The sequence below is a fragment of the Klebsiella sp. CN_Kp088 genome (assembly GCF_040064335.1).
In the GTDB taxonomy this organism is placed as follows: domain Bacteria; phylum Pseudomonadota; class Gammaproteobacteria; order Enterobacterales; family Enterobacteriaceae; genus Klebsiella; species Klebsiella aerogenes.
The window spans coordinates 108,723-128,387 of the sequence record NZ_JBEAIQ010000028.1; the positions used below are offsets into that span (position 1 = coordinate 108,723).

The 19,665-nt window shown below is 54.7% G+C and carries 18 protein-coding genes and 1 pseudogene; 10 read left to right on the top strand and 9 right to left on the bottom strand.

Annotated elements, in window-relative coordinates; genetic code table 11:
* The first annotated feature begins 172 nt into the window (after positions 1 to 172).
* On the top strand, positions 173 to 1,402 hold the full coding sequence (locus ABLV08_RS18045; protein ID WP_348856109.1) for an MFS transporter: 1,230 nt from the start codon (positions 173 to 175) through the stop codon (positions 1,400 to 1,402).
* A 13-nt stretch (positions 1,403 to 1,415) separates the two neighbouring features.
* Complete coding sequence (locus tag ABLV08_RS18050) at positions 1,416 to 2,444, top strand: alpha/beta hydrolase (protein WP_348856111.1); 1,029 nt, start codon at positions 1,416 to 1,418, stop codon at positions 2,442 to 2,444.
* Positions 2,445 to 2,710: 266 nt separating this feature from the next.
* Here ABLV08_RS18050 and ABLV08_RS18055 read toward each other — a convergent pair whose 3' ends face one another.
* The 3 genes from ABLV08_RS18055 to ABLV08_RS18065 form a co-directional block, all read right to left on the bottom strand.
* The gene (locus ABLV08_RS18055; protein ID WP_045396209.1) at positions 2,711 to 3,217 is read right to left on the bottom strand and encodes a polyketide cyclase; all 507 of its coding nucleotides are present in this window, start codon (positions 3,215 to 3,217) and stop codon (positions 2,711 to 2,713) included.
* A 133-nt stretch (positions 3,218 to 3,350) separates the two neighbouring features.
* Entirely contained in the window at positions 3,351 to 4,259 is a 909-nt protein-coding gene (locus tag ABLV08_RS18060) for a LysR family transcriptional regulator (protein ID WP_032711470.1), read from the bottom strand.
* Positions 4,260 to 4,458: 199 nt separating this feature from the next.
* Complete coding sequence (locus tag ABLV08_RS18065; RefSeq protein ID WP_032709936.1) at positions 4,459 to 5,358, bottom strand: LysR family transcriptional regulator; 900 nt, start codon at positions 5,356 to 5,358, stop codon at positions 4,459 to 4,461.
* 129 nt (positions 5,359 to 5,487) lie between these two features.
* Between ABLV08_RS18065 and ABLV08_RS18070 the strand changes: the two genes are divergently transcribed.
* Positions 5,488 to 6,060 carry a flavin reductase gene (locus ABLV08_RS18070; protein ID WP_063421951.1) on the top strand — a complete coding sequence of 191 codons (573 nt, stop codon included), beginning with the start codon at positions 5,488 to 5,490 and terminating at the stop codon, positions 6,058 to 6,060.
* A 199-nt stretch (positions 6,061 to 6,259) separates the two neighbouring features.
* On the opposite strand, the gene ABLV08_RS18075 is transcribed toward ABLV08_RS18070, so the two are convergent.
* The 3 genes from ABLV08_RS18075 to ABLV08_RS18085 all read right to left on the bottom strand — a co-directional run bounded on the left by ABLV08_RS18075 (position 6,260) and on the right by ABLV08_RS18085 (position 9,621).
* On the bottom strand, positions 6,260 to 7,150 hold the full coding sequence (locus ABLV08_RS18075) for a GNAT family protein (protein WP_063411150.1): 891 nt from the start codon (positions 7,148 to 7,150) through the stop codon (positions 6,260 to 6,262).
* A 418-nt stretch (positions 7,151 to 7,568) separates the two neighbouring features.
* Complete coding sequence (locus ABLV08_RS18080; RefSeq protein WP_348856112.1) at positions 7,569 to 9,035, bottom strand: UbiD family decarboxylase; 1,467 nt, start codon at positions 9,033 to 9,035, stop codon at positions 7,569 to 7,571.
* A 10-nt stretch (positions 9,036 to 9,045) separates the two neighbouring features.
* Positions 9,046 to 9,621 carry a UbiX family flavin prenyltransferase gene (locus ABLV08_RS18085; RefSeq protein ID WP_160183988.1) on the bottom strand — a complete coding sequence of 192 codons (576 nt, stop codon included), beginning with the start codon at positions 9,619 to 9,621 and terminating at the stop codon, positions 9,046 to 9,048.
* 96 nt (positions 9,622 to 9,717) lie between these two features.
* Between ABLV08_RS18085 and ABLV08_RS18090 the strand changes: the two genes are divergently transcribed.
* Both ABLV08_RS18090 and ABLV08_RS18095 read left to right on the top strand, forming a co-directional pair.
* Positions 9,718 to 10,179, top strand: coding sequence for a MarR family transcriptional regulator (locus ABLV08_RS18090; protein ID WP_348856114.1), 462 nt, complete (start codon positions 9,718 to 9,720; stop codon positions 10,177 to 10,179).
* Between the two features lie 5 nt (positions 10,180 to 10,184).
* Positions 10,185 to 11,201: a GlxA family transcriptional regulator gene (locus ABLV08_RS18095; protein ID WP_080687166.1), complete on the top strand. Its 1,017-nt coding sequence runs from the start codon at positions 10,185 to 10,187 to the stop codon at positions 11,199 to 11,201.
* Between the two features lie 63 nt (positions 11,202 to 11,264).
* Here ABLV08_RS18095 and ABLV08_RS18100 read toward each other — a convergent pair whose 3' ends face one another.
* Positions 11,265 to 12,647, bottom strand: a complete 1,383-nt coding sequence (locus tag ABLV08_RS18100; RefSeq protein WP_032707848.1) for an MFS transporter — start codon at positions 12,645 to 12,647, stop codon at positions 11,265 to 11,267.
* Between the two features lie 263 nt (positions 12,648 to 12,910).
* Complete coding sequence (gene yddG, locus ABLV08_RS18105; protein ID WP_032707849.1) at positions 12,911 to 13,822, bottom strand: aromatic amino acid DMT transporter YddG; 912 nt, start codon at positions 13,820 to 13,822, stop codon at positions 12,911 to 12,913.
* 427 nt (positions 13,823 to 14,249) lie between these two features.
* Between yddG and ABLV08_RS18110 the strand changes: the two genes are divergently transcribed.
* The 5 genes from ABLV08_RS18110 to ABLV08_RS18130 all read left to right on the top strand — a co-directional run bounded on the left by ABLV08_RS18110 (position 14,250) and on the right by ABLV08_RS18130 (position 19,272).
* The gene (locus tag ABLV08_RS18110) at positions 14,250 to 15,146 is read left to right on the top strand and encodes a dihydrodipicolinate synthase family protein (RefSeq protein WP_101881619.1); all 897 of its coding nucleotides are present in this window, start codon (positions 14,250 to 14,252) and stop codon (positions 15,144 to 15,146) included.
* A 9-nt stretch (positions 15,147 to 15,155) separates the two neighbouring features.
* Complete coding sequence (locus ABLV08_RS18115) at positions 15,156 to 16,658, top strand: aldehyde dehydrogenase (protein ID WP_032711473.1); 1,503 nt, start codon at positions 15,156 to 15,158, stop codon at positions 16,656 to 16,658.
* Positions 16,633 to 16,941 (top strand): hypothetical protein, encoded by a 309-nt coding sequence (locus ABLV08_RS18120; RefSeq protein WP_227502109.1) that lies wholly within the window; start codon positions 16,633 to 16,635, stop codon positions 16,939 to 16,941. The genes ABLV08_RS18115 and ABLV08_RS18120 overlap by 26 nt, the downstream gene beginning before the upstream one ends.
* A 95-nt stretch (positions 16,942 to 17,036) precedes the next feature.
* Complete coding sequence (locus ABLV08_RS18125) at positions 17,037 to 17,738, top strand: GntR family transcriptional regulator (protein WP_032711474.1); 702 nt, start codon at positions 17,037 to 17,039, stop codon at positions 17,736 to 17,738.
* Between the two features lie 214 nt (positions 17,739 to 17,952).
* A complete protein-coding gene (locus tag ABLV08_RS18130) occupies positions 17,953 to 19,272 on the top strand; it encodes an FAD-binding oxidoreductase (protein ID WP_032711475.1) in 1,320 nt (439 codons plus the stop codon).
* A 97-nt stretch (positions 19,273 to 19,369) separates the two neighbouring features.
* Here the strand turns inward: ABLV08_RS18130 and ABLV08_RS18135 are convergent.
* Positions 19,370 to 19,456: pseudogene (locus ABLV08_RS18135) on the bottom strand (DUF1348 domain-containing protein); the annotation flags it as partial.
* Between the last annotated feature and the right edge of the window lie 209 nt (positions 19,457 to 19,665).

The window sequence follows — 19,665 nt, forward strand, 5'->3', positions numbered from 1 at the left end:
ATGCTCACCGTAAGACGTCCCTGCTGATGCTCCTCTCTGCCGGGCTCAGGGCTGCGGATTGAGCCGTCGCGCCTTCCATATCCATCGTTCTCTTTAACTCACGCGCTTATCCCCCACGTCGCCGTTTCAGAAGGGGAAGGGCATCCCATTATCAACGGAAAAGAAAGGCTAAATGCGTAATCAGAAAACTGAAACCAAAAACCAGAACGGAGCAAGTGAAAAACAACAGGCGCACTGGGGCGGCGTGTTTGCTATGACGCTGTGCGTCTTCGCCCTAATCGCCTCCGAGTTTATGCCGGTCAGCCTTCTGACATCGATGGCGCACTCCCTAAACGTCACCGAAGGCATGGCCGGGCAGGGGATCGCTATTTCCGGCGCGTTTGCGGTGGTGACCAGCCTGTTTATTTCCCGACTGGCAGGCACGCTTAACCGGAAAAAGCTGCTGCTTGGCCTGACGTGCATCATGGCACTTTCGGGGGGCGTCATTGCGATGGCACCTAATTACCTGACCTATATGACCGGCCGGGCCCTGATTGGCATCGTGGTCGGCGGGTTCTGGTCGATGTCGGCGGCGACAGCGATGCGCCTGGTGCCGGTGCACCGTGTTCCGCTGGCCCTGGCCATTTTTAACAGCGGCAACGCGCTGGCAACCGTTGTGGCCGCGCCTCTGGGCAGCTGGCTGGGTTCCGTCATCGGCTGGCGGGGAGCCTTTTTGTGCCTGTTACCCGTCGCCATCGTCGCGTTTATCTGGCAACTGCTCAGCCTGCCTTCCATGCAGGTTACCCGCCAGCCAGCGGGGGCCGGCAACGTCTTTGCACTGTTACGCCGTCGGGTGGTCATGCTGGGCATGCTCGGTGTGGGGATCTTCTTTATGGGGCAGTTCACGCTCTTTACCTATATCCGGCCTTTCCTTGAGACGGTCACGAAGGTGGACGCCTCAGCGGTGACCCTCATCCTGCTGGTCATCGGGAGCGCGGGTTTCATCGGCACCACGCTGATTGGCCGGGTACTGAAGCGCGGATTCTACCCGACGCTAATGGCTATTCCTGTGCTGATGGCGATCGTCGCGCTGACCCTGATCGCGTTTGGCAGCCAGGCGGCCATCGTGACGGCCTTGCTCGGGCTGTGGGGGTTTATTTCAACCGCCGCGCCCGTGGGATGGTGGGCATGGGTTCCACGCACGTTCCCCCAGAATGCCGAAGCGGGCGGCGGGCTGATGGTGGCGATGGTGCAGTTGTCCATAGCGCTGGGATCCACCGTGGGGGGCGTGCTGTTCGACCATCATGGCTACCAGAGCACCTTTCTGGCTAGCGCCGCGATGTTGATTATCGCAACCGTACTGATTTTCCTGACCTCACGTGCAGACGCGTCTGCCGAGGGTCTTTCATCACACTCGTCCTGACAAGGAAACTATCATGAATAAATTTGCGTTAGCCCTGGGAATGTTCATCAGCGCATTTGCCGCCTCGGCGGCGGATATGTCCAGAGGCGCTGATAACTTTTATAAAAGCGAAAAGGTGACGCAGCAGAAAGTCACCTTTAAAAATCAGTATCAAATGAACGTGGTTGGCAATCTGTTTGTCCCGAAAACGTTAAATCAGAACGCCAAAAACCCGGCGATCGTCGTTGGTCATCCAATGGGCGCGGTCAAGGAACAAAGCGCAAACCTGTATGCGCAGAAGCTGGCGGAGCAGGGGTTTGTTACGCTGGCGATCGATCTCTCGTTCTGGGGGGAAAGCGAAGGCAAGCCGGGGCACCTGATTTCACCAGAAATCTACGCGGATGATTTCAGCGCGGCGGTGGATTACCTCAGTACACAATCGTTTATTGATCCAGAAAATATCGGCGTGCTGGGCATCTGCGGTAGCGGAAGTTTTGTCATCAGCGCCGCGAAAATTGACCCGCGTATGAAAGCTATCGCCACCGTCAGTATGTATGACATGGGCGCCGCGTTTCGTAACGGCCTTAACCACTCCCAGACGCTGGAACAGCGTAAGGCCTTTATCCAGTCGGCCATTGAGCAGCGGTTTGCCGAGTTCAAAGGAGGAGAGAAAGCATACATTCCGGGCACTGTGAATAAGCTGGACGCTTCCACGCCGGAAATTCAGCGCGAGTTCTTTGATTTCTACCGTACCGAACGCGGCGGTTATACCCCGCAGGGCGAGAAAGAGGAACTGACGACAAAACCGATGCTGAGCAGTATCGGTAAGTTTATGAACTTCTATCCTTTCAATGATATTGAAACCATTTCGCCGCGTCCGATGCTCTTTATTACCGGTGACCAAGCCCATTCAAAAGAGTTCAGCGAGGACGCCTTTAAACGCGCCGGTCAGCCTAAAGAGCTGTATGTCGTTCCGGGGGCAGGGCACGTCGATCTGTATGACCGCACGGATGTGATCCCCTTCGACAAGCTGACGGACTTTTTCCGCAAGAATCTCAAATAACGCGTGGTAATGGGTTGTATCAACAGCTACCGGCCTTCGGGTCGGTAGTGGGGCGTAATTTGATCAAAAGGACAAAATGCTGCCGCATCACTGAGAGTTGAAATGTCTGTGTAGTGCCAGGAGGGGACATTACAGAGATGGCTGTGTGGTGTCACTTGCGGGGGTTACATGATTTACCTGTAATCAAGTGCCATAGCAAACGGGCAAATATTCTTGAGGCTGCGGGGAAGTGCAGCCTCAGTGATATGACTGTGGAAAGCGGTTTATTATTTCTTTGCTGCTCGAATCAGGCCGTCAAGCCATTCCTGATGACCATTAAGCATTGGGTTCGGGCGGGTATTGGCCAGATCTTTTGCCGGGACTCCGTTCTGTGTTTCCTGCGTTAGGATACGGACCCTATGACCGGAAAGATCCTCCAGTAGCCACGCATGATGGACATCGAGTCGTTGAGCGGTATCTTTTTCACCGGCCCATCCGTGCCATGCCAGGCGAGCAGGTTTACCCTCAGCAGGTGGAACAAACTCCACAACCTGAGCTTCAACTGGGAAACCAAACGTGCTGAAGTAGAAGCGAACCCCATTTTCCAATTCTGGACCTTTGTTGTCATAAAAGCGCACATCGGCGGAATTTTTATAGTATTCCGGCCATAGCAGTGGCTGACACAGGAGCGGCCAGACATCATTGACGTTCAGACCTGAGATGATCATTTCATTAGAAACAAAGTTATCGGTAAAACCCGGAATAAAGCCTTCAGGCCAGTTAATCGCGTTCATAAATTTCTCCAGCTGCGATAGTTGATTGCACTGCGTGTGCCGTTACGGAAGTAACGTGATGACAGTGATTATTGGTGCAATGGAGTTATAAGGCGAATTGTCATTACTTATATTCTTAATAAGATAAATTATATCAGGGCGCGGGATGTTGGCTTACTTCTGCGCATAAAGCACGAATCCACTGATGACTTGGGTCACGATGGGTTCGCTCATGCCAGGCCATGCTCTTGGTAAAGCCGGGTACTTTCAGGGGCAAAGGGAGAATGATGAGATCGTTGTTAGTCAAGACCATGCGGTGAGGTACAACTGCAATCATATCAGTTACTTGCAATATATCAGGTATCACCTGAAAACTGTTAACTGACATGCCTACTCGTCGTGTCAGACTGAGCTTAGCCAGTGCTTCATCTGTAACACCGGTGAAGTTACCTTCTGATGACACCAAAATATGTTCCTGTTTGCAAAATTGTTCGAGCGTCATTTCCGAACTCGCTGCCAGAGGATGATGACGTCGTGCTACGCAGACATAATCTTCTTCATAGAGCGCTCTTCCATGCAGGTCTTCGGGGGTTGTTTGCGGTGTTATCAAAGCCAGATCAACTTCACCCCGAGACAACTGCTGATACATTCGCTCATTGTCCACGGGTCGCACGGCGATTTTAATATTCGGTGCACGTTGTTTTAGCTCAGCCATCAACGGAACGACAACAGCCTTAAGTGCATAGTCCGTTGCGACGATGGTATAAGTCAGCTCCGCCGCCATAGGATCAAATTGCTTTGGTTTCAGCATGATAGCGATATCGGTGAGTATTTGTTTCACCGGCATAGAAAGTTCGGTGGCCCGCATTGTGGGAACCATACCGTGACTGGTGCGAACAAAGAGGGGATCGTCAAAATAATCACGCAAGCGAATAAGCATGCCACTGACGGCAGGTTGTGTCAGGGAGAGGCGCTGCGCAGCCCGGGTCACGCTTCCTTCATCCAGTAATGCATCAAGGGCCTTAAGAAGGTTAAGGTCGAGGGTTCTCATATCATTTTTCATAGTGAAGTAGCCTGACAGATATAAAATTTTAATTCAGGCTAAATGCTCGGGAAAAGGTTGTCTAGAAGGTTTATGAGTGTTTTCCTTTTGGTGATCTTTTAGTTTTGGCTGGTAACCTTTGTAAAGATAAATCCGCTCTTCGCTTACGGCAGACCTGAGTTTGTCCGCTCCGTGCCAGAGGCGGACGTTGAGGAGAATGTTATTTTGATGCGAAATATTTGCGTAATATTTTTTCTAATAGCGAGAAAACGACCGTCACCCTTTTTGGAGTAATCAGCTGGTAAGGCCGATATAAATAAAATTGCCATTTCTCCTGTCGCAGTTCTGGCAGTGGGGGAACAAGTTGGCCGCTTGTTAAGTACTCCCTACAAATAAAATCGCTGGATTGTACAACTGTTTTCCCGGCCAAGGCAGCCTGAATTTCGGCGTATGGGTCTGTTGTATAAAACTCGATATGACGAGGGACAAAAGTATTCACTGCGTCACTCATAAACTCAAATAATTTTCCTGTATCAGGGTTAATTAAACCACTAAATGGATAACGCTGCCGAAGATCTTCTAAATCAGTTGGTGCTCCCAGGCGTGCAATGAGTTCAGGGGATGAGACTAAAATATGTTCAACTTGCCCGATGTTTTTAATGATAAAGTTAGGATTAGGTTCTCGCCCTACGCGTATACCTATATCGATACGATGCTCTATAGTATCAAGTTTCATCATATCTAAACGCCAGTCGATAAATAACTCAGGATAGGGACGTAGTGCAGTCAATAGTTCATACAATATTTGTTCATGATTTGGAAATCGAAGTAATGTGATACGAACAATACCCTTCATTTCATTATCATCTTTCGCCGTCTGAAATAGTTTTTCAGAATCCTCCAGCAGTCGCTTCGCTTGGGGTAAAAATAGCTCGCCGAAACTGGTGAGAAAGATCGAACGAGTATTGCGTTTGAAAAGAGGTTCACCAAGTTGTTTCTCCAGCTCAGCGACTGTCCGCGTGACTACTGATGGTGAAACCGACAGCTTGGTTGCTGCTTCGCGGAAGTTCAGGGTATCAGAGGCGATGATAAAAAACTTTAGAGCATCAAGTTTGTTCATGATTGTTGTGAAAATTGCAATAATGTATTTTGATAATAGCAATTAATTTGCAACTATTCCAGTCATATAATCGAACAATCAAATAAGTAACCTGTCTTAATTTTTTATCAGAACTCAAAAGAGTAAATTATGTCAATTCAACCAGTAGAGTTAAACAAAGCCTATCGTTTATTGCAGATCGGGCCAACAACAATGATATCGGCTAAAAATGATGGCATTGAAAATGTCATGGCAGCGGCTTGGGTGGGATTAATAGGCAATAACAAAGTGATGGCTTTTATAGGTCCACAGGCATTTACTCGTGGGCTTGTAGAAAAAAGCGGATATTACGTTGTCCAGATCCCAGTAGTAAATCAGATGGAAATGGTTTTATATGCTGGGGGCCACAGTTATTCTGACACACCCGATAAAAACAGTAAAATTCCACTGTTTTATCAGAAAGAGTTTGATCTGCCTTTAGTTGAAGGTTGCGTTGGTTGGCTAGTCTGTAAGGTCATACCCAATGAAGAAAATGAAAAGCAGCACAACTTGTTCATGGGGGAAATTGTCGGAGCATGGAGCGATGACCGCGTTTTCAGAAATGGGCACTGGATTTTTGATGATGCGCCTGATGAATTACGTACTGTCCATTACGTAGCTGGCGGACAGTTTTACGCCATTGGCAAAGGTACAAAATTTAATTATGGTCCAGGAAAAGACTAATCCTTACCACTTTCTAAATATAGCCATATAACATGGCTACATTGAGGTAGTAGCATAAAAAATAATTAAGATGTCCGCTTCTCGTTCACTGCGGACCTTAACGCTACTTATCTTGTCTGCCTTGTGCAGCAAGAAAAGAGTTATATAGACATATTTCATATCACACGCAGCAACAGATTTAACGTTCAGGTTCAGCAGATTAACTAAACATCACAGGTAAATACTCAAATCTGAGAATGCATGTCCGCCCCGCTTTTTCAGCTGTCTTTATCGACGGCAAATTTTCCGGAATGATAGTCCCTGTCATTAGGCAGGGTTCCCGGCTGGAGCGTTGAAGATGGTTACAAAGCAGGCGCTGAGCCCGGGAGGCCAGAGAGCGTCCGCGAAAGGCAGGAAGGATTACCTCTTCAGAAATCCTGTGGCCACTTAAAAAAGCGACGCCTCCTTTTTCGCAAATTATTAGTCCGACGCGTACTCCTTCTTCATAAACAATATGTGCAACGCCTTCTGAAATATAATCACTGAGTTCTTCGTCATCGACAGAGCACAGATTGCCTCTTAAGGCTGGGATAGCTGACAACGAATTCTGATAGGCATCCATGAGCGCCTTTCGACACCATTCAAAATCGGCGTGTTTAGCCAGCCTCAGGGTTACTGTGTCATCCTGATATTCTGAGGCACCTGACAGGCAGGATGCATAGATGAATTGATCTGTTATACCCTGATTTTTATGATGGCCGGGCGTGAGAATTCGAATGTACAGCGGCTTTAGCTGCGCCCACTCTTGGCAAACGTATTTGAGTACAGAACAATCTATACTGGAGTCTGAAGCGACAATGTCAATGAAAGGGCTATTGATATCGCCCCCACGGTAACGCGGACCAGTAAGAAAATGCTGTCCATCGATATTAAGTTTTCGCTGTAAAAAATACTCCTGTGGCAAGCCAGTTTCTTTCCACGGAAACCTTGCTGAAAAGGTGCTATCCACACAGTATTTTTCCTGCTCAGAAATCCATTTTTCAAGCCAGCTATGGAGAATATCCTGTGGTACGGGCAGTTGAGCATACTGAGAAAGCATGAATTCTAGCATCATATTTGTCTGGCATAATTCCATGGTTCAACTGAGGCTACACAGATTGCACTACCTTTCGCTCAAATAGCAAGCAGCTTTCGGAACTAAAGAATCCACTTCTGGTTTATGGCGCGTTGCGCCGCTAAAGTTCTGTCCGCTTCGTGCCAAGAGCGGACGTTACTAACATCTATTTGCATCAATCTGTGGGGAGCAGGTCAGTGTATATCTTCTTTCAATTGATTCAGGTATTACTGAGATAAACGCCACAGGCAGGTACGACTGGTAACATACTCAAGATATTTCCGGGAATACAGAGCTGCTGCCAGGCTCGAAGGCGACAACAGCTTTGACCTTGTCGTTTTTCATCGCCGTATAAGTGGGCGATGGGAAACCCGGACATGCCTGTCAGTTGTTTAAACAGACAGGCTTAAGAGACTTATAACTCCGACGGCCAGTTCTCCAGTACGCGCTGGCGTACCTCTTCCGGATACCCCTGCTCAAATGAGGCATGCAGATGGCGGGTGGACTGCAGCGTATCAAACACCACTTTTGCCCCCTTACCTGCCACATACTCTTCTTCTTCATAACACTGCGGCAAGCGGATCACGCGCTGATCGTCGAACACCACGCGGCGGCCAACCGGGTGAACGCGGGTTGAGAGCGCCCACACCACTTCGCGCAGGTTGGTGGGATCAAAATCATCGTCTACCACGTAGACCTTCGGAATAAATACCATCGCGTCGGTCTTAAACAGCACCTCGCCGATGCGCTGGGCCAGGGCTTCGCTGCTGACGCCTGGCAGTAGCTCGCGCCAGTTCTGCGGCACCACCACCAGCAGCCAGTGGACGGTAGAGTCCTCCGGGATCCAGGCGGTGACAATCGGCAGTTCCGCTTCACGCAGATACGTCAGGGCATCGGCGGCCAGTCCCATCGCCCAGAGCGTGTGCGACTCGTCGGTCGGTCGGCCGGTGATCGACATCGGCCAGATCGGGTCGTCCCGGTGGGTAATGGTCTCGACGTGGAAGGTCGGTTGGGCAGACGAGCCCTCGCCAAGATAGCCGCCGTACTCGCCGTAGGGGCCTTCCCGGCAATCGCGGTTGATCGAGACATGGCCCTCAATCACAATCTCTGCCGTGGCAGGCACGTCCAGATCTATACTGACCGCTTTCACCACCGGCACCGGATCGCCCGCCAGGGTGCCGATGTAATCCGCCTCGTCGGCGTGGGCCGGGATCGGAATGCCGGACACGCACGAGATCGCCGGAGCCGGGCCCTGCACCAGGGCGTAAGGCATCGGCTGGCCGAGTTTGACCCACTCACTCCAGATCTGGCCGATATGCTGGCTCGGCACAATCAGCCCCACCATCCGTTTGCCGTCGACCTTCATCACGCGGGCGATGGACCAGTTCACCCATTTGCCGTCCGGCGTTTTGACGATCAGCGTGCCCCAGGTGTTGGCGTAGCGACCACCGTCCTTGTCGTGGGCAAAGGGGATCGGGAAGCGATCGAGGTTCGCCTCTTCACCGCGCAGGATGTTCTGATGACACAGGGCATCCGCAGACTCCACCCGCACCGGGGGAATGCCGGGCTTATGGCGCGCCGCCGACAGCGCTTCGACGATCTGCGGCCCGGTGGATTCCGGGGCCAGGCCGAGCGACATCGCCACGCGGGCATAAGGCATCTCCTGACGGGAGGAGAGGCTGGCCGGGGCACCGAACAGGCGGAAACCGGGGGCCACGCCTGCCACCTTATGGAACAGCGGGGCAGGGGACTGGATCTCATAGCTGCGGCGGGTAATAGCGCTCGGCTCAAAATCACCGTCCACTTCGCGGGTCACGTGCATGATGTCGCCCATGGCGTCGAGGGCATCGATATAACTGCGTAAATCACCGTAATAGTTCATCAGGCTCTCCTTAAGCCGTTGGGGTGGAGTGAGATTCCCCCCTGCGTTTTGTTAAAGCGTTATCCAGGCCGAACTGATTCAGAATGCGCGACACAAAGTGGTTGATGATGTCGTCCGTGCTGGTGGGGTTGTTATAGAAGGCGGGCATCGGCGGCAGCATCATCGCCCCGGCGCGGGTCAGGGCGAGCATGTTCTCCAGGTAGATGGCGTTGAGCGGCGATTCCCGTGGCACCAGCATCAGCTTGCGCTGCTCTTTCAGGGTCACGTCGGCGGCGCGGGCAATCAGGCCATCGCCGTAGCCGCAGCGGATGGCGGCAAGGGTTTCCATGCTGCACGGCACGACGATCATGCCGTCGACGCGGAATGAGCCGCTGGAGATGGCGGCCGCCTGGTCGTGCTTGCTATAAGTCTTCGAGGCGAGGGCGACAACCTCCTGTACACTGTAGGGCGTTTCCAGTTGAATGGTGGCGCGCGCCCACTTGGAGATGATCAGATGCGTTTCGACGTCCAGAGTTTTCAACGCGGCCAGTAAACGAACGCCAATTGCAGCGCCTGTCGCGCCAGTCATGCCTACAACAAGCTTCATGCGGGTTCTCTGAATGTATTCTTTCATGTATAGTTTGAGTTCAAACTGTTTGTTCTCGAACAATATGATTGTCATTTTCAGGAGTCAAGAGAGTCGATGGCAGAAAATCGCGACTTAATCCTTGCCGCGCCCCTGTGGCCGCACGGCGATTGTTCATTAATGCACCTGATGCGCCGCGCAGGGCAGCACTCCACCACCTGCTGGAGCCAGTGCGTCGATACCGGGTTATCTGCCGTGCAGTACGCCATACTGGTAGTGCTGGCGGAAGAAACCACCTGCGACCAGCAAACGCTAGGGAGCCGCGCCGGGTTTGATAAAGCCACCGGCACCTATGTGATTGATCGTATGACCAAAAGTGGGTTACTGACGGTAGAGACCGATCCCGCCAACCGCCGCCGCAAGCAGGTCTCCATGACCGCAGAGGGTGAGGCGATGCTTGCCCGGATGATTGAGCAGGCCAAAAGCGCCGAGAAGATGATTACCGCTGGTCTGAATTCCCAGGATATCGCGGACCTGAAGCGTCTGCTGAGCAAGCTGGGGGGGATTGCAGGAGCCTGATGACTATGCCTCCAACGAAATTGCCTGACAGTGAGCCGAAGCCCGATCTGACGATCGGCTTTCTGCTAATGAAGCACTTTACGCTGGCCTCGGTGGCGGGGCTGGTGGAGTCCCTGCGCTTTGCGGCGGACGAGTCCTTCTCCAGCCGGCAGATCTTCTGCCGCTGGGAGTGGATGACCTGCGATGACCAGCCGATTACCGCCAGCTGCGGTCTGCCGGTGTCACCCACCGCTAAGCTCGATTTCTCAAAAGAGTGGGATTACTTCGTGGTCGCGGGCGGACTGCTGGAAGAGACCCGCCAGTCGCCGGAGTGGCTGTTGCAGGCCCTGCGGGACCTGCATGCCCGCAATATCCCGATCATTACCCTGTGCAGCGGGGCCTTTGTCGCCGGTAACGCCGGGCTGCTGGACGGTCGCCACTGCGCGATCCACTTCACCACCCGGGATGAGTTCCGGCTGCGCTTCCCGAATGCCATTCCGGTGATTGATAAAACCTACATCAAGGACGGCGGGATTATCTCCTGTCCGGGCGGCACGGCGATTGACCTGGCGGCGGATCTGATCCGCCAGCACTGCGGGCTGGTGCGCTCGCAAAAGGTGCTGAAATATCTGCTGGTGGATGAGGTGCTCACGCCGAAAGCGAAGTACAAAGCGTCGCTCAGCGAACCCGACGTTTACGAGAACCCGCTGGTCACCAGGGTGATTGAGTTTATGAAGCACCATCTCGACTCGCCGGTGCCGCTGGCGGAGGTGGCAGAGTTTGCCGGGGTAACCTTCCGCCAGCTCAATCTGATCTTTACCCAGTGTACCGGCCACTCGGCGGCGGTGTACTGGCGGCGGATGCGGCTTGAGCAGGCGCGTAAGCTGATGGCCGACTCCAGCAACAGCATTAACGCCATTGCCACGGCCACCGGTTTTGCGGATGCCTCGCACCTGATCGCCTGGTTCCGTAAGCAGTACGGTGAAACCCCCAGTTCATTCAGAAAGCGGCGCAGGAAAGTGGAAAAACTAGTGAAAGAGTAAAGGGCCTTTGCCCTTTTGTAGGCCGGGTAAGCGTAGCGCCACCCGGCACAACAGACGGCACAACTACAACATATGCCGCTTCGCCATATGCCCCGGCACGCGCGCTTTCTGCGAGGCCTCATTATCCAGCGAGGACGCATCGGCCAGGCTGCGGGCGTTGGTTTCCGGTGCCAGCCACCAGGAGACGACCAGTCCCACAAAGGTGATCGCCGCGGCGATGTACATGGTTGTGCCGATCCCCAGGCTCTGCAGCGAGGCGGGCACCAGCCAGGTCCCGACCGCGGCACCAATGCGCGACAGCGAGGTCCCCACGCCCACCGCACCGGCACGGATCTCCGTCGGGAAGATCTCGTTCGGATAGACCAGCTGCAGCACCTGCGCTCCACCGATAAACAGCGCGTAGGCACCGAACATCAGCAGAATGATCATCGACGGACCGTCACGCAGCAGGCCCAGCAGCAGCAGCGCCAGTCCCGACCAGAGGAAGCTTTGCAGCAGCAGCTTGCGGCGGCCCAGAGTGTTCACCAGCCGGGTTGCGATAACGCAGCCGACCACGAACAGCAACGTGATGGCGACGGAACCGTAGGAGGCCCACTTACCGCTCAGGTGCAGGGCATCCAGCACTTTCGGCGCAAAGGCATACACCGCGAAGACCGGGATCACTGAGCAGGTCCAGAAGATGGCCACGAACGCCATACGTTTACCGTAACCTGAGTGCAGCAGGTTGAAGAAGGAGAGGTTTTTGCTTTCCGCCTGCTCCGGCAGGTTGCCCAGGCCAAAGTCAGGGCCATACACCTTGCGAATAATCGCTTCGGCTTCAGCGTGACGGCCTTTGCTGATCAGCCAGCGCGGGGATTCCGGGGTGCCCATACGCACCAGGAACAGCAGCGCACCAATGACCGCAGTGCTGGCCAGGGTCAGACGCCAGGCGTCCGGGCCGCCAAAGTGCAGCAGCGCTTCGCCGAGCATATAGGCTGCGGCGGCACCGGCAAACCACAGGATGGTGAGGGTGGCCAGGCACGGCCCGCGGTTTTTCTTCGGCAAAAACTCCACCAGGAAGGCGGTCGCCACCGGGTATTCAATGCCCACCGCCACGCCGTTTAAAAAGCGCAGGGCAAACAGCATCTCGCCGCTCTGCACCCAGTATTGCGCCACGGAGCAGACCACAAACAGCGTCGGGCCAACGAAATAGAGCATCCGTCTGCCCAGCCGGTCGGTAAGAGCGCCGCCGATAAAACCGCCAAAGAAGATGCCGATCAGCGCCGAGGCGGCAATCAGCCCCTCCCAGAAGGCGGTCAGCCCCAGGGCCGGGGAGACCTTCATCATGGCGATGCCGATAATGCTCAGCACATAGCCATCGACGAAGGAGCCGCCGCCGGAGCGAACGGTCAGCAGACGGTGAAAGCGGTTGAGTGGTACGTCTTCAACAGAAACGGTATTTGACATGGTAACTCCTGTCTTTCCCCGATATCGTTGAATTAATGGGTCACAGCAGGAATAAACATCATTAGCGATGAATGTTTATTCAGGCCGAGCGAAACCGCTTTCCATTAATCATCGATTACGGAATAAATATAGGTCTAAGAAGGTTCAAGCGTTAAATAAGAGCGTGCGTTATTTCGCGTAATTCATGGCAAATACTCCTCCGCTGCAGGATGGTCGGATAAGATGTTATTTATATTTATTATGTTGTTACTGTGTTTGTTATTTTAAGACGCTTCGTCAGATAAGCGTTTTACGGCAACCGTACGCGTCGACCACCAGCAGATTAGCGATCCGAGGCTGACCATCGCCGTTCCCTGCCAGAAGGCCAGCGTCAGGTGTGAGTCCAGCATAAAGGCCGCCAGTACTGCCGAGATAATCGGAATAAAGTAGGACGCTGCCGCCAGCACCGTGACGTTGCCGTGCAGGATCCCGACGTTCCAGGCGGCGTAGCCAAAGCCCATCGCCATCGCCGCCAGCATCAGACTGATCCACGCATGCCACGAAAGATTAAATTCCGGCTGGGGTGAGGTGAGATATTTTACCCACAGCGTCAGCGCCGTTAAGATAAAGAACAAGGTAATGCCGTTATTTCCCTGAGCGATACGCTGGGTGACTACGCAATAAGTCGCCCAGATCACCGCTCCGCTGAATGCCAGCCCGTAACTCAACGGATTATCCATAACGTTATTCATCATTTCCGTCAGCGAAAACCCGTCGTCGCCACCTAATACTCGGCCTATTCCGACGATGGCTAAAATCACCCCGGGAATAATTAACGGGCTGGTTTTCTGCCGGTTAACGATCACCGCCAGTAAAATGGTCATGCTCGGCCAGAGATAATTCACCATCCCCACTTCAATCGCCTGCCGCCCGGAGTGGGTAAAGCCCAGCGACAGCGACAGGCACAGCTCATAGCAGACGAACAGTACGCTGCCGATGATGAGGTAACTCACCGGGAATTTTTTGATCTTCGGAAAGCCAAGGGTAAACAGCAGCAGCACCGCGCTGCAGGTGTAGATCAGTGCCGCCCCGCCCACCGGGCCAAAGCCTTCGCTCACGCTTTTGATCAGGCCGACAATCGCGCTCCAGAGCAGGATGGCGATCAGGCCGATGAGTGTCGCTTTCTTATGGGGCATGCCCTGTACCTCTGTTTACATTCTGGTCATAATCCGGCGTTCCGGCGTTCCGGCGTTCCGGCGTTCCGGCGTTCCGGCGTGCCGCTTTGTTAAATTCTGGTTAACTACAGCATTAAAACTATGCCGCCGGAAAGGCGCTGTAAATACGTCTCAGAGGGTGATAATTCGGGAATGTGATCGCTATCGGAAATCATATAGAAAATTACTACGATGAAATAAAATATTTAATTTATTGATTTGTATAATATAAATTTTCAGTGTTTGTCATAATCTTCTGTTATTACGTATTTTCGTTGTATTTTTTATGTATACAAAAAATATTCATTCATTGACCTTTTGCCCCCCCGTATGCAAATTTTTAACAAACGCAGTCCATCAGGGTTGCGTAGCAGACTGTGATGGTCGTGAATTCCCCCTGGAGGTTATCGTGTTGACATTTGAAGGTATCTACACCCCGGCAATTACCCCTTACGCAGCCGATGGCAGCATTGATTTTGCACGCTTTTCCGACGTGCTGGAGTCGCTGATCGAGGCCCGCGTACACGGCATCATCATCGGTGGCTCTACCGGTGAATACTACGCCCAGAGCCCGGAAGAGCGTAAAGCGCTGGTAGAACATGCCCGCCAGGTGATTGGCACCCGCCTGCCGCTGATTGTCGGCACCGGGGCTACCCGTACTGAAGACGCGGTGGAGTACGCTAAACATGCCCGTGAGCATAAAGCCGATGCCATTCTGGTGACCTCACCGCCGTACGCCCTGCCGACCGAGCTGGAAAACGCCCATCATGCGCTGACCGTGGATAAAGCCGCGCAGCTGCCGATCATGCTCTACAACTACCCGGGTCGCATGGGCATCACCATGGGCGAAACCTATTTCCGCGAAGTGAGCCGCTCATCGAACGTGGTCGCCATCAAAGAGAGCTCCGGCGATTTCAATAACCTGCACCTGCTGGCCTGCAAGTTCCCGAACATCGCGCTCTCCTGCGGCTGGGACGATCAGGCTCTCGAATTCTTCGCCTGGGGGGCGCAAAGTTGGGTCTGCGCCGGCTCCAACTTTATTCCGCGTGAACACGTGGCGCTGTATGAAGCCTGCGTGGTGGAGAAAGATTTCGCCAAAGGCCGCAAGATCATGGCTGCGATGATGCCGCTGATGAACTTCCTCGACGGCGGTAAGTTCGTGCAGTCGATCCGTTACGGCTGCGAGCTGAATGGCCTGACCTCCGGCACGGTGCGCGCGCCGCTGCAGGATCTGAATGAAGAAGAGAAAGTGCAGCTGAAAGCGGTGATTGCCGATGTGAAACGCAACGTCGCTGCGGCGCTGTAAGGAGGCACTATGAGTCAGTTGCAGACCCTGGACGACGTAACGGCCATTGCACGGGAACTCTCCCTGGCGAGTAAGGCCTTTATCAACGGGCGCTTCGTGGCCGCGCAATCCGGCAAAACGCTGCCGACTACTAACCCGGCTACCGGAGAGACCATCGGCCACATTGCCGCCTGCGACGCCACCGACGTTAACGCGGCGGTGGAAGGGGCGCGCAGCGCGTTCGAGGCCGGAAGCTGGAGCAAGCGGGCACCCGGCGAACGCAAAGCGGTGCTGCTGAAACTGGCAGCGATGATGGAGCAGGAGATCGACCAGCTGGCGGTGCTGGAGAGCCTCGACAGCGGCAAACCGGTCAGCGAATGCCTGGCGGTGGACGTGCCGGAAACCATTCACGTGCTGAAATGGCACGCCGAATCCATCGACAAACTCTACGACCATACTGCCCCGGTCGGTAACGGCACGATGGCGCTGGTGGTGCGCGAGCCGATTGGCGTGGTGGGTTGCGTCCTGCCGTGGAACTTCCCGCTGCTGATGCTGGCCTGGAAAATCGGCCCGGCGCTGGCGGCTGGCTGCTCGGTGATCGTGAAACCGGCGGAGCAAACCTCGCTCACCGCGCTGCGGGTCGCCGGGCTGGCGTTCGAAGCGGGCGTCCCGGCGGGCGTGCTGAATATCGTCACCGGCACCGGCAAAGAAGTGGGTGAACCGATTGGCCTGCATCCGGATATCGACATGGTGAGCTTTACCGGCTCCACCGCCACCGGACGGCGTTTCCTGCACTATGCGGCAGAGTCCAACCTCAAGAAGGTGGTGCTGGAGTGCGGCGGTAAAAACCCGGCGGTTGTCTTTGACGATGCTCAGGATCTGGCGACCGTGGCTAGCCACGTGCTGAATGGCGCATTCTGGAACATGGGCGAGAACTGTTCTGCCACCTCGCGCCTGCTGGTGCAGGAAAGTGTCAAAGAGGCGCTGCTGGCCGAGATGGCCAAACAGATCGGCGACTGGCCGATGGGCAACCCGCTCGATCCGAACAACCGGCTGGGGGCCATGGTCTCGACGGAGCATTTCAGCAAGGTGAGCGGCTATCTCGACACCGCCCGCCAGGAAGGGCTGCGGATGGTGCAGGGCGGCGATACCGAGCAGGGCGCTTACGTCCAGCCGACCATTATCGATGGCGTAACGCCTGAGAGCGCGCTGTTCCGGGAGGAGATCTTCGGCCCGGTGCTGTGCGTCACCACGTTCAAAACCGAAGCCGAGGCCATCGCGCTGGCCAACGATACCCAGTACGGACTGGCCGCGTCGGTTTACACCGGCAGGCTGAACCGGGCCATTCGCGTATCGCGCGCCATTCGCGCCGGCACGGTGACGGTGAACTGCTTCGGGGAAGGCGACGCCACCACCCCGTTTGGCGGCTACAAGCAGTCGGGCTTTGGCGGGCGCGATAAATCTGTCTTCGCCCTCGACCAGTACACCGAACTGAAGACCCTGTGGGTTGATCTCTCTGAAGACGACGCCTGAAGCCGTTTTTAACGGTCTGGAAGAGAGAATTCATTTCTATTTCTGTCTTCTGGTGGCGGTTGGCCTGTCGAGAAAGCAGGGACGCATCTGCTCAAACCGGCAGAAAAATGCCTTTATTATGAAGTGGCTAAAAAATGCCGGGCAGCTGCCGCCGTTTCGCCACGTGGCTGGCAGTGAAATTGTCTGGCTGCGTGGGGAGATCCTGCGCCATCCACCGGACCGGGATCCGGAGCCCCTCCTGAGGCTGATCTATCAAACTGCCAGCGAGATGCGCAGAGCATGATTGCTGTGGCTAATAATTTTGCTGTTGCACATCTTTATCTGTAGGTTAAGCAACATCATAGTTAAGCATCACAGGTCGATTTTCAGGAGGCGGCAATGAGAACGGGAAAGGTAGCGCTGTATGAGGATCTCAAGCGACATATTCTCACCATGGAGCTGGATCCGGACGAGCTGCTGGATGAAGCCGCGCTGACCGCGCAGTACGGTCTCTCCCGTACACCGGTGCGTGAAGTATTCCAGCGCCTGGCGGGGGAAGGGTATCTCGAGATTGTGGAAAAACGCGGCGTACGGGTGATCCCGATGAGCCACTCGACGCTGCGTAATTTCTTCCTGGTGGCACCGATGATCTATGCCGCCACCGGACGCCTTGCCGTGCAGCACTACAAACCGGCGCAGCTTAAGGCGCTGAAAGAGACCCAGAAACGCTTTCGTAAGGCGGTGCAAACCCGCGATGCCGAAGCGCTGGCGCTGGAGAACAATCGTTTTCACGAGATCATGGGCGAGATGGCGGCCAACCCCTATCTGCAGCCGAGCCTGGGGCGTTTGCTGATCGACCACTGTCGCATCGGACATACCTTCTTCCGGCCGCAAAACGAGGACATGGAGCGCCGTTTACAGCTGGCTGCGGATCATCACGACGCCTTTATCGCTGCCATCGAAGCGCGTGACGAACAGGCGGTTGTCGATCTGGTGTTTGAGCACTGGGAACTGTCGCGGGAAAACATGGAGATCTTCATCGCGCCCCAGGGGCTGAAAGCCGATAACTTCGCCCCTTTCCCTGAGGGCAATAACCGCTGATCGCATCCCGCTAAGGTCTGCTGGCACCCGCTGACAGGCCTCCTTTCCCCATTCGTATTTCTTCTCTGACGCCCCGCTGCGCCGGGCTCTGCACGCCTTTTTTATTATTCTCGCAACTATTTTTATACTTTATGTATACATGAGATATACATCACATACACATTTTCTCGGGATGGCTAACATTGATTCAACGCTACTTACCGGAGTAACCCACGTGCAAAAGATCACTTCTCTACCTGCTGACGACGCCCTGCCGGGTTGGTATCACACCAGTCAACCGCGTACCCCGCGTCTTGCCCACGTCGGGCAAAAGCATGCCCGCTGGGCAATAGTCGGAGCCGGATTAACCGGGCTGGCCGCGGCCCGCCAGCTGGCGCTCAACTTCCCGGATGATGAAGTGGTGCTGGTTGAGGCGCAAGACGTGGGCTACGGCTCCTCCGGGCGCAACGCCGGTTTCGCCATTGATGTCCCGCACGATATCGGGGCGAAGGATTATATCGGTGATGTCACCACCGCGAATCTGATCCTCAAGCTCAACACCCTCGGGCAGAACTACCTGCGTGAGATTGTGAAGGAGCACGGCATTGAATGTCAGATGAGCGATTCCGGCAAATATCAGGCCGCGGTGGGGGAGAAGGGGATCGCTATTCTCGAGGCTTACCGCAGCGGGCTGGAGAAAATTGGCCGTCACGCGGAGATGATCCCCGGGAAGGATCTGCCGGACCATATCGGCACCTCATACTACCAGCAGGCACTCTACATTCCGGGCACTATTCTGCTCCAGCCCTCGGCGCTGGTGAAAGGACTGGCGGACAGCCTGCCCTCTAACGTGACCCTGTATGAAAATACGCCGATCACGTCCATCGACTATGGCGACAAAGTGACGCTGGTGCATGACCACGGCAGCATCACCGCCGACACGCTGATCCTGGCGAACAACGCCTTTGCTGCGCACTTTGGTTTTCTGCGCGGTCGCCTGCTGCCGACCTTCCTCTATGGCAGCCTGACCCGTCCGTTGACCACCGAAGAGCAGGCGCAGCTTGGCGGTAAGCCGGTGTGGGGCGTTATTCCCGCGCATCCGTTTGGCAGCACCGTGCGCCGCACGGTTGATAATCGCATCCTGATGCGCAACAGCTTTAGCTTCCATCCCGACGGTCGCCCGCGTGAAAAACAGCTGAAGCACAATATTGAGACCCACCGTAAATCGTTCGAGCGCCGCTTCCCGATGCTGAGCAAGGTTGATTTCGAATACTCCTGGAGCGGGGCCATCTGCCTGTCAGACAATCACGAAGGCTTCTTCGGCCAGCTGGCGCCGAACGTCTATGGCGCGCTGTGCTGTAACGGTCTGGGGATAACCCGCGGCACCGCCACCGGCAAACTGCTGGCGGATATGATCGCCGGGGAGCGCAACGAGCTGATCGATTTCCTGGTGGCCTCGCCGGGCCCGAACAGAACCCCGCCGGAGCCGTTCCTGTCGATTGGGGTGAACTCGGTGCTGAAGTGGGGCCAGTTCCGCGCCGGACTGGAGGTGTAGCATTCCGTTAAAATGCCTGATGGCGCTGCGTTTATCAGGCCTACGGAGTATCCCGGTCGGGTAAGCGCAGCGCCACCCGACGCTCTTACTGAATGCCTTACAGTGCAGGATCACTCAGACTCGGGTGATCGTCAGGACGTCTTCCCAGCGGCCAGTGATAGAGTTGCTCGGATTCCTTGCTTGGCGTGCAGTTTGTTATAAGGGTGTTTGTGTGATTCAGTGATTCCTTGTCCACCAATCTTGTACTGGTTTTTTTGTGCGTAACGGTTATCCACCCAGGTGGACGACGCGACGGCGTTAAGTGAAACGACCAGTAAAATGGGATAAAGGATAATTCTCGTACTCATAAACTACGTGGACTCGATATATTAAACGGGGACCAGTGTAGGTACG

Bases quoted from the DNA above. Each gene is read 5' to 3' on its own strand.
- ABLV08_RS18045 (WP_348856109.1), top strand. From the start codon at position 173: ATGCGTAATCAGAAAACTGAAACCAAAAACCAGAACGGAGCAAGTGAA.
- ABLV08_RS18050 (WP_348856111.1), top strand. From the start codon at position 1,416: ATGAATAAATTTGCGTTAGCCCTGGGAATGTTCATCAGCGCATTTGCC.
- ABLV08_RS18055 (WP_045396209.1), bottom strand. From the start codon at position 3,217: ATGAACGCGATTAACTGGCCTGAAGGCTTTATTCCGGGTTTTACCGAT.
- ABLV08_RS18060 (WP_032711470.1), bottom strand. From the start codon at position 4,259: ATGAAAAATGATATGAGAACCCTCGACCTTAACCTTCTTAAGGCCCTT.
- ABLV08_RS18065 (WP_032709936.1), bottom strand. From the start codon at position 5,358: ATGAACAAACTTGATGCTCTAAAGTTTTTTATCATCGCCTCTGATACC.
- ABLV08_RS18070 (WP_063421951.1), top strand. From the start codon at position 5,488: ATGTCAATTCAACCAGTAGAGTTAAACAAAGCCTATCGTTTATTGCAG.
- ABLV08_RS18075 (WP_063411150.1), bottom strand. From the start codon at position 7,150: ATGCTAGAATTCATGCTTTCTCAGTATGCTCAACTGCCCGTACCACAG.
- ABLV08_RS18080 (WP_348856112.1), bottom strand. From the start codon at position 9,035: ATGAACTATTACGGTGATTTACGCAGTTATATCGATGCCCTCGACGCC.
- ABLV08_RS18085 (WP_160183988.1), bottom strand. From the start codon at position 9,621: ATGAAGCTTGTTGTAGGCATGACTGGCGCGACAGGCGCTGCAATTGGC.
- ABLV08_RS18090 (WP_348856114.1), top strand. From the start codon at position 9,718: ATGGCAGAAAATCGCGACTTAATCCTTGCCGCGCCCCTGTGGCCGCAC.
- ABLV08_RS18095 (WP_080687166.1), top strand. From the start codon at position 10,185: ATGCCTCCAACGAAATTGCCTGACAGTGAGCCGAAGCCCGATCTGACG.
- ABLV08_RS18100 (WP_032707848.1), bottom strand. From the start codon at position 12,647: ATGTCAAATACCGTTTCTGTTGAAGACGTACCACTCAACCGCTTTCAC.
- yddG (WP_032707849.1), bottom strand. From the start codon at position 13,822: ATGCCCCATAAGAAAGCGACACTCATCGGCCTGATCGCCATCCTGCTC.
- ABLV08_RS18115 (WP_032711473.1), top strand. From the start codon at position 15,156: ATGAGTCAGTTGCAGACCCTGGACGACGTAACGGCCATTGCACGGGAA.
- ABLV08_RS18125 (WP_032711474.1), top strand. From the start codon at position 17,037: ATGAGAACGGGAAAGGTAGCGCTGTATGAGGATCTCAAGCGACATATT.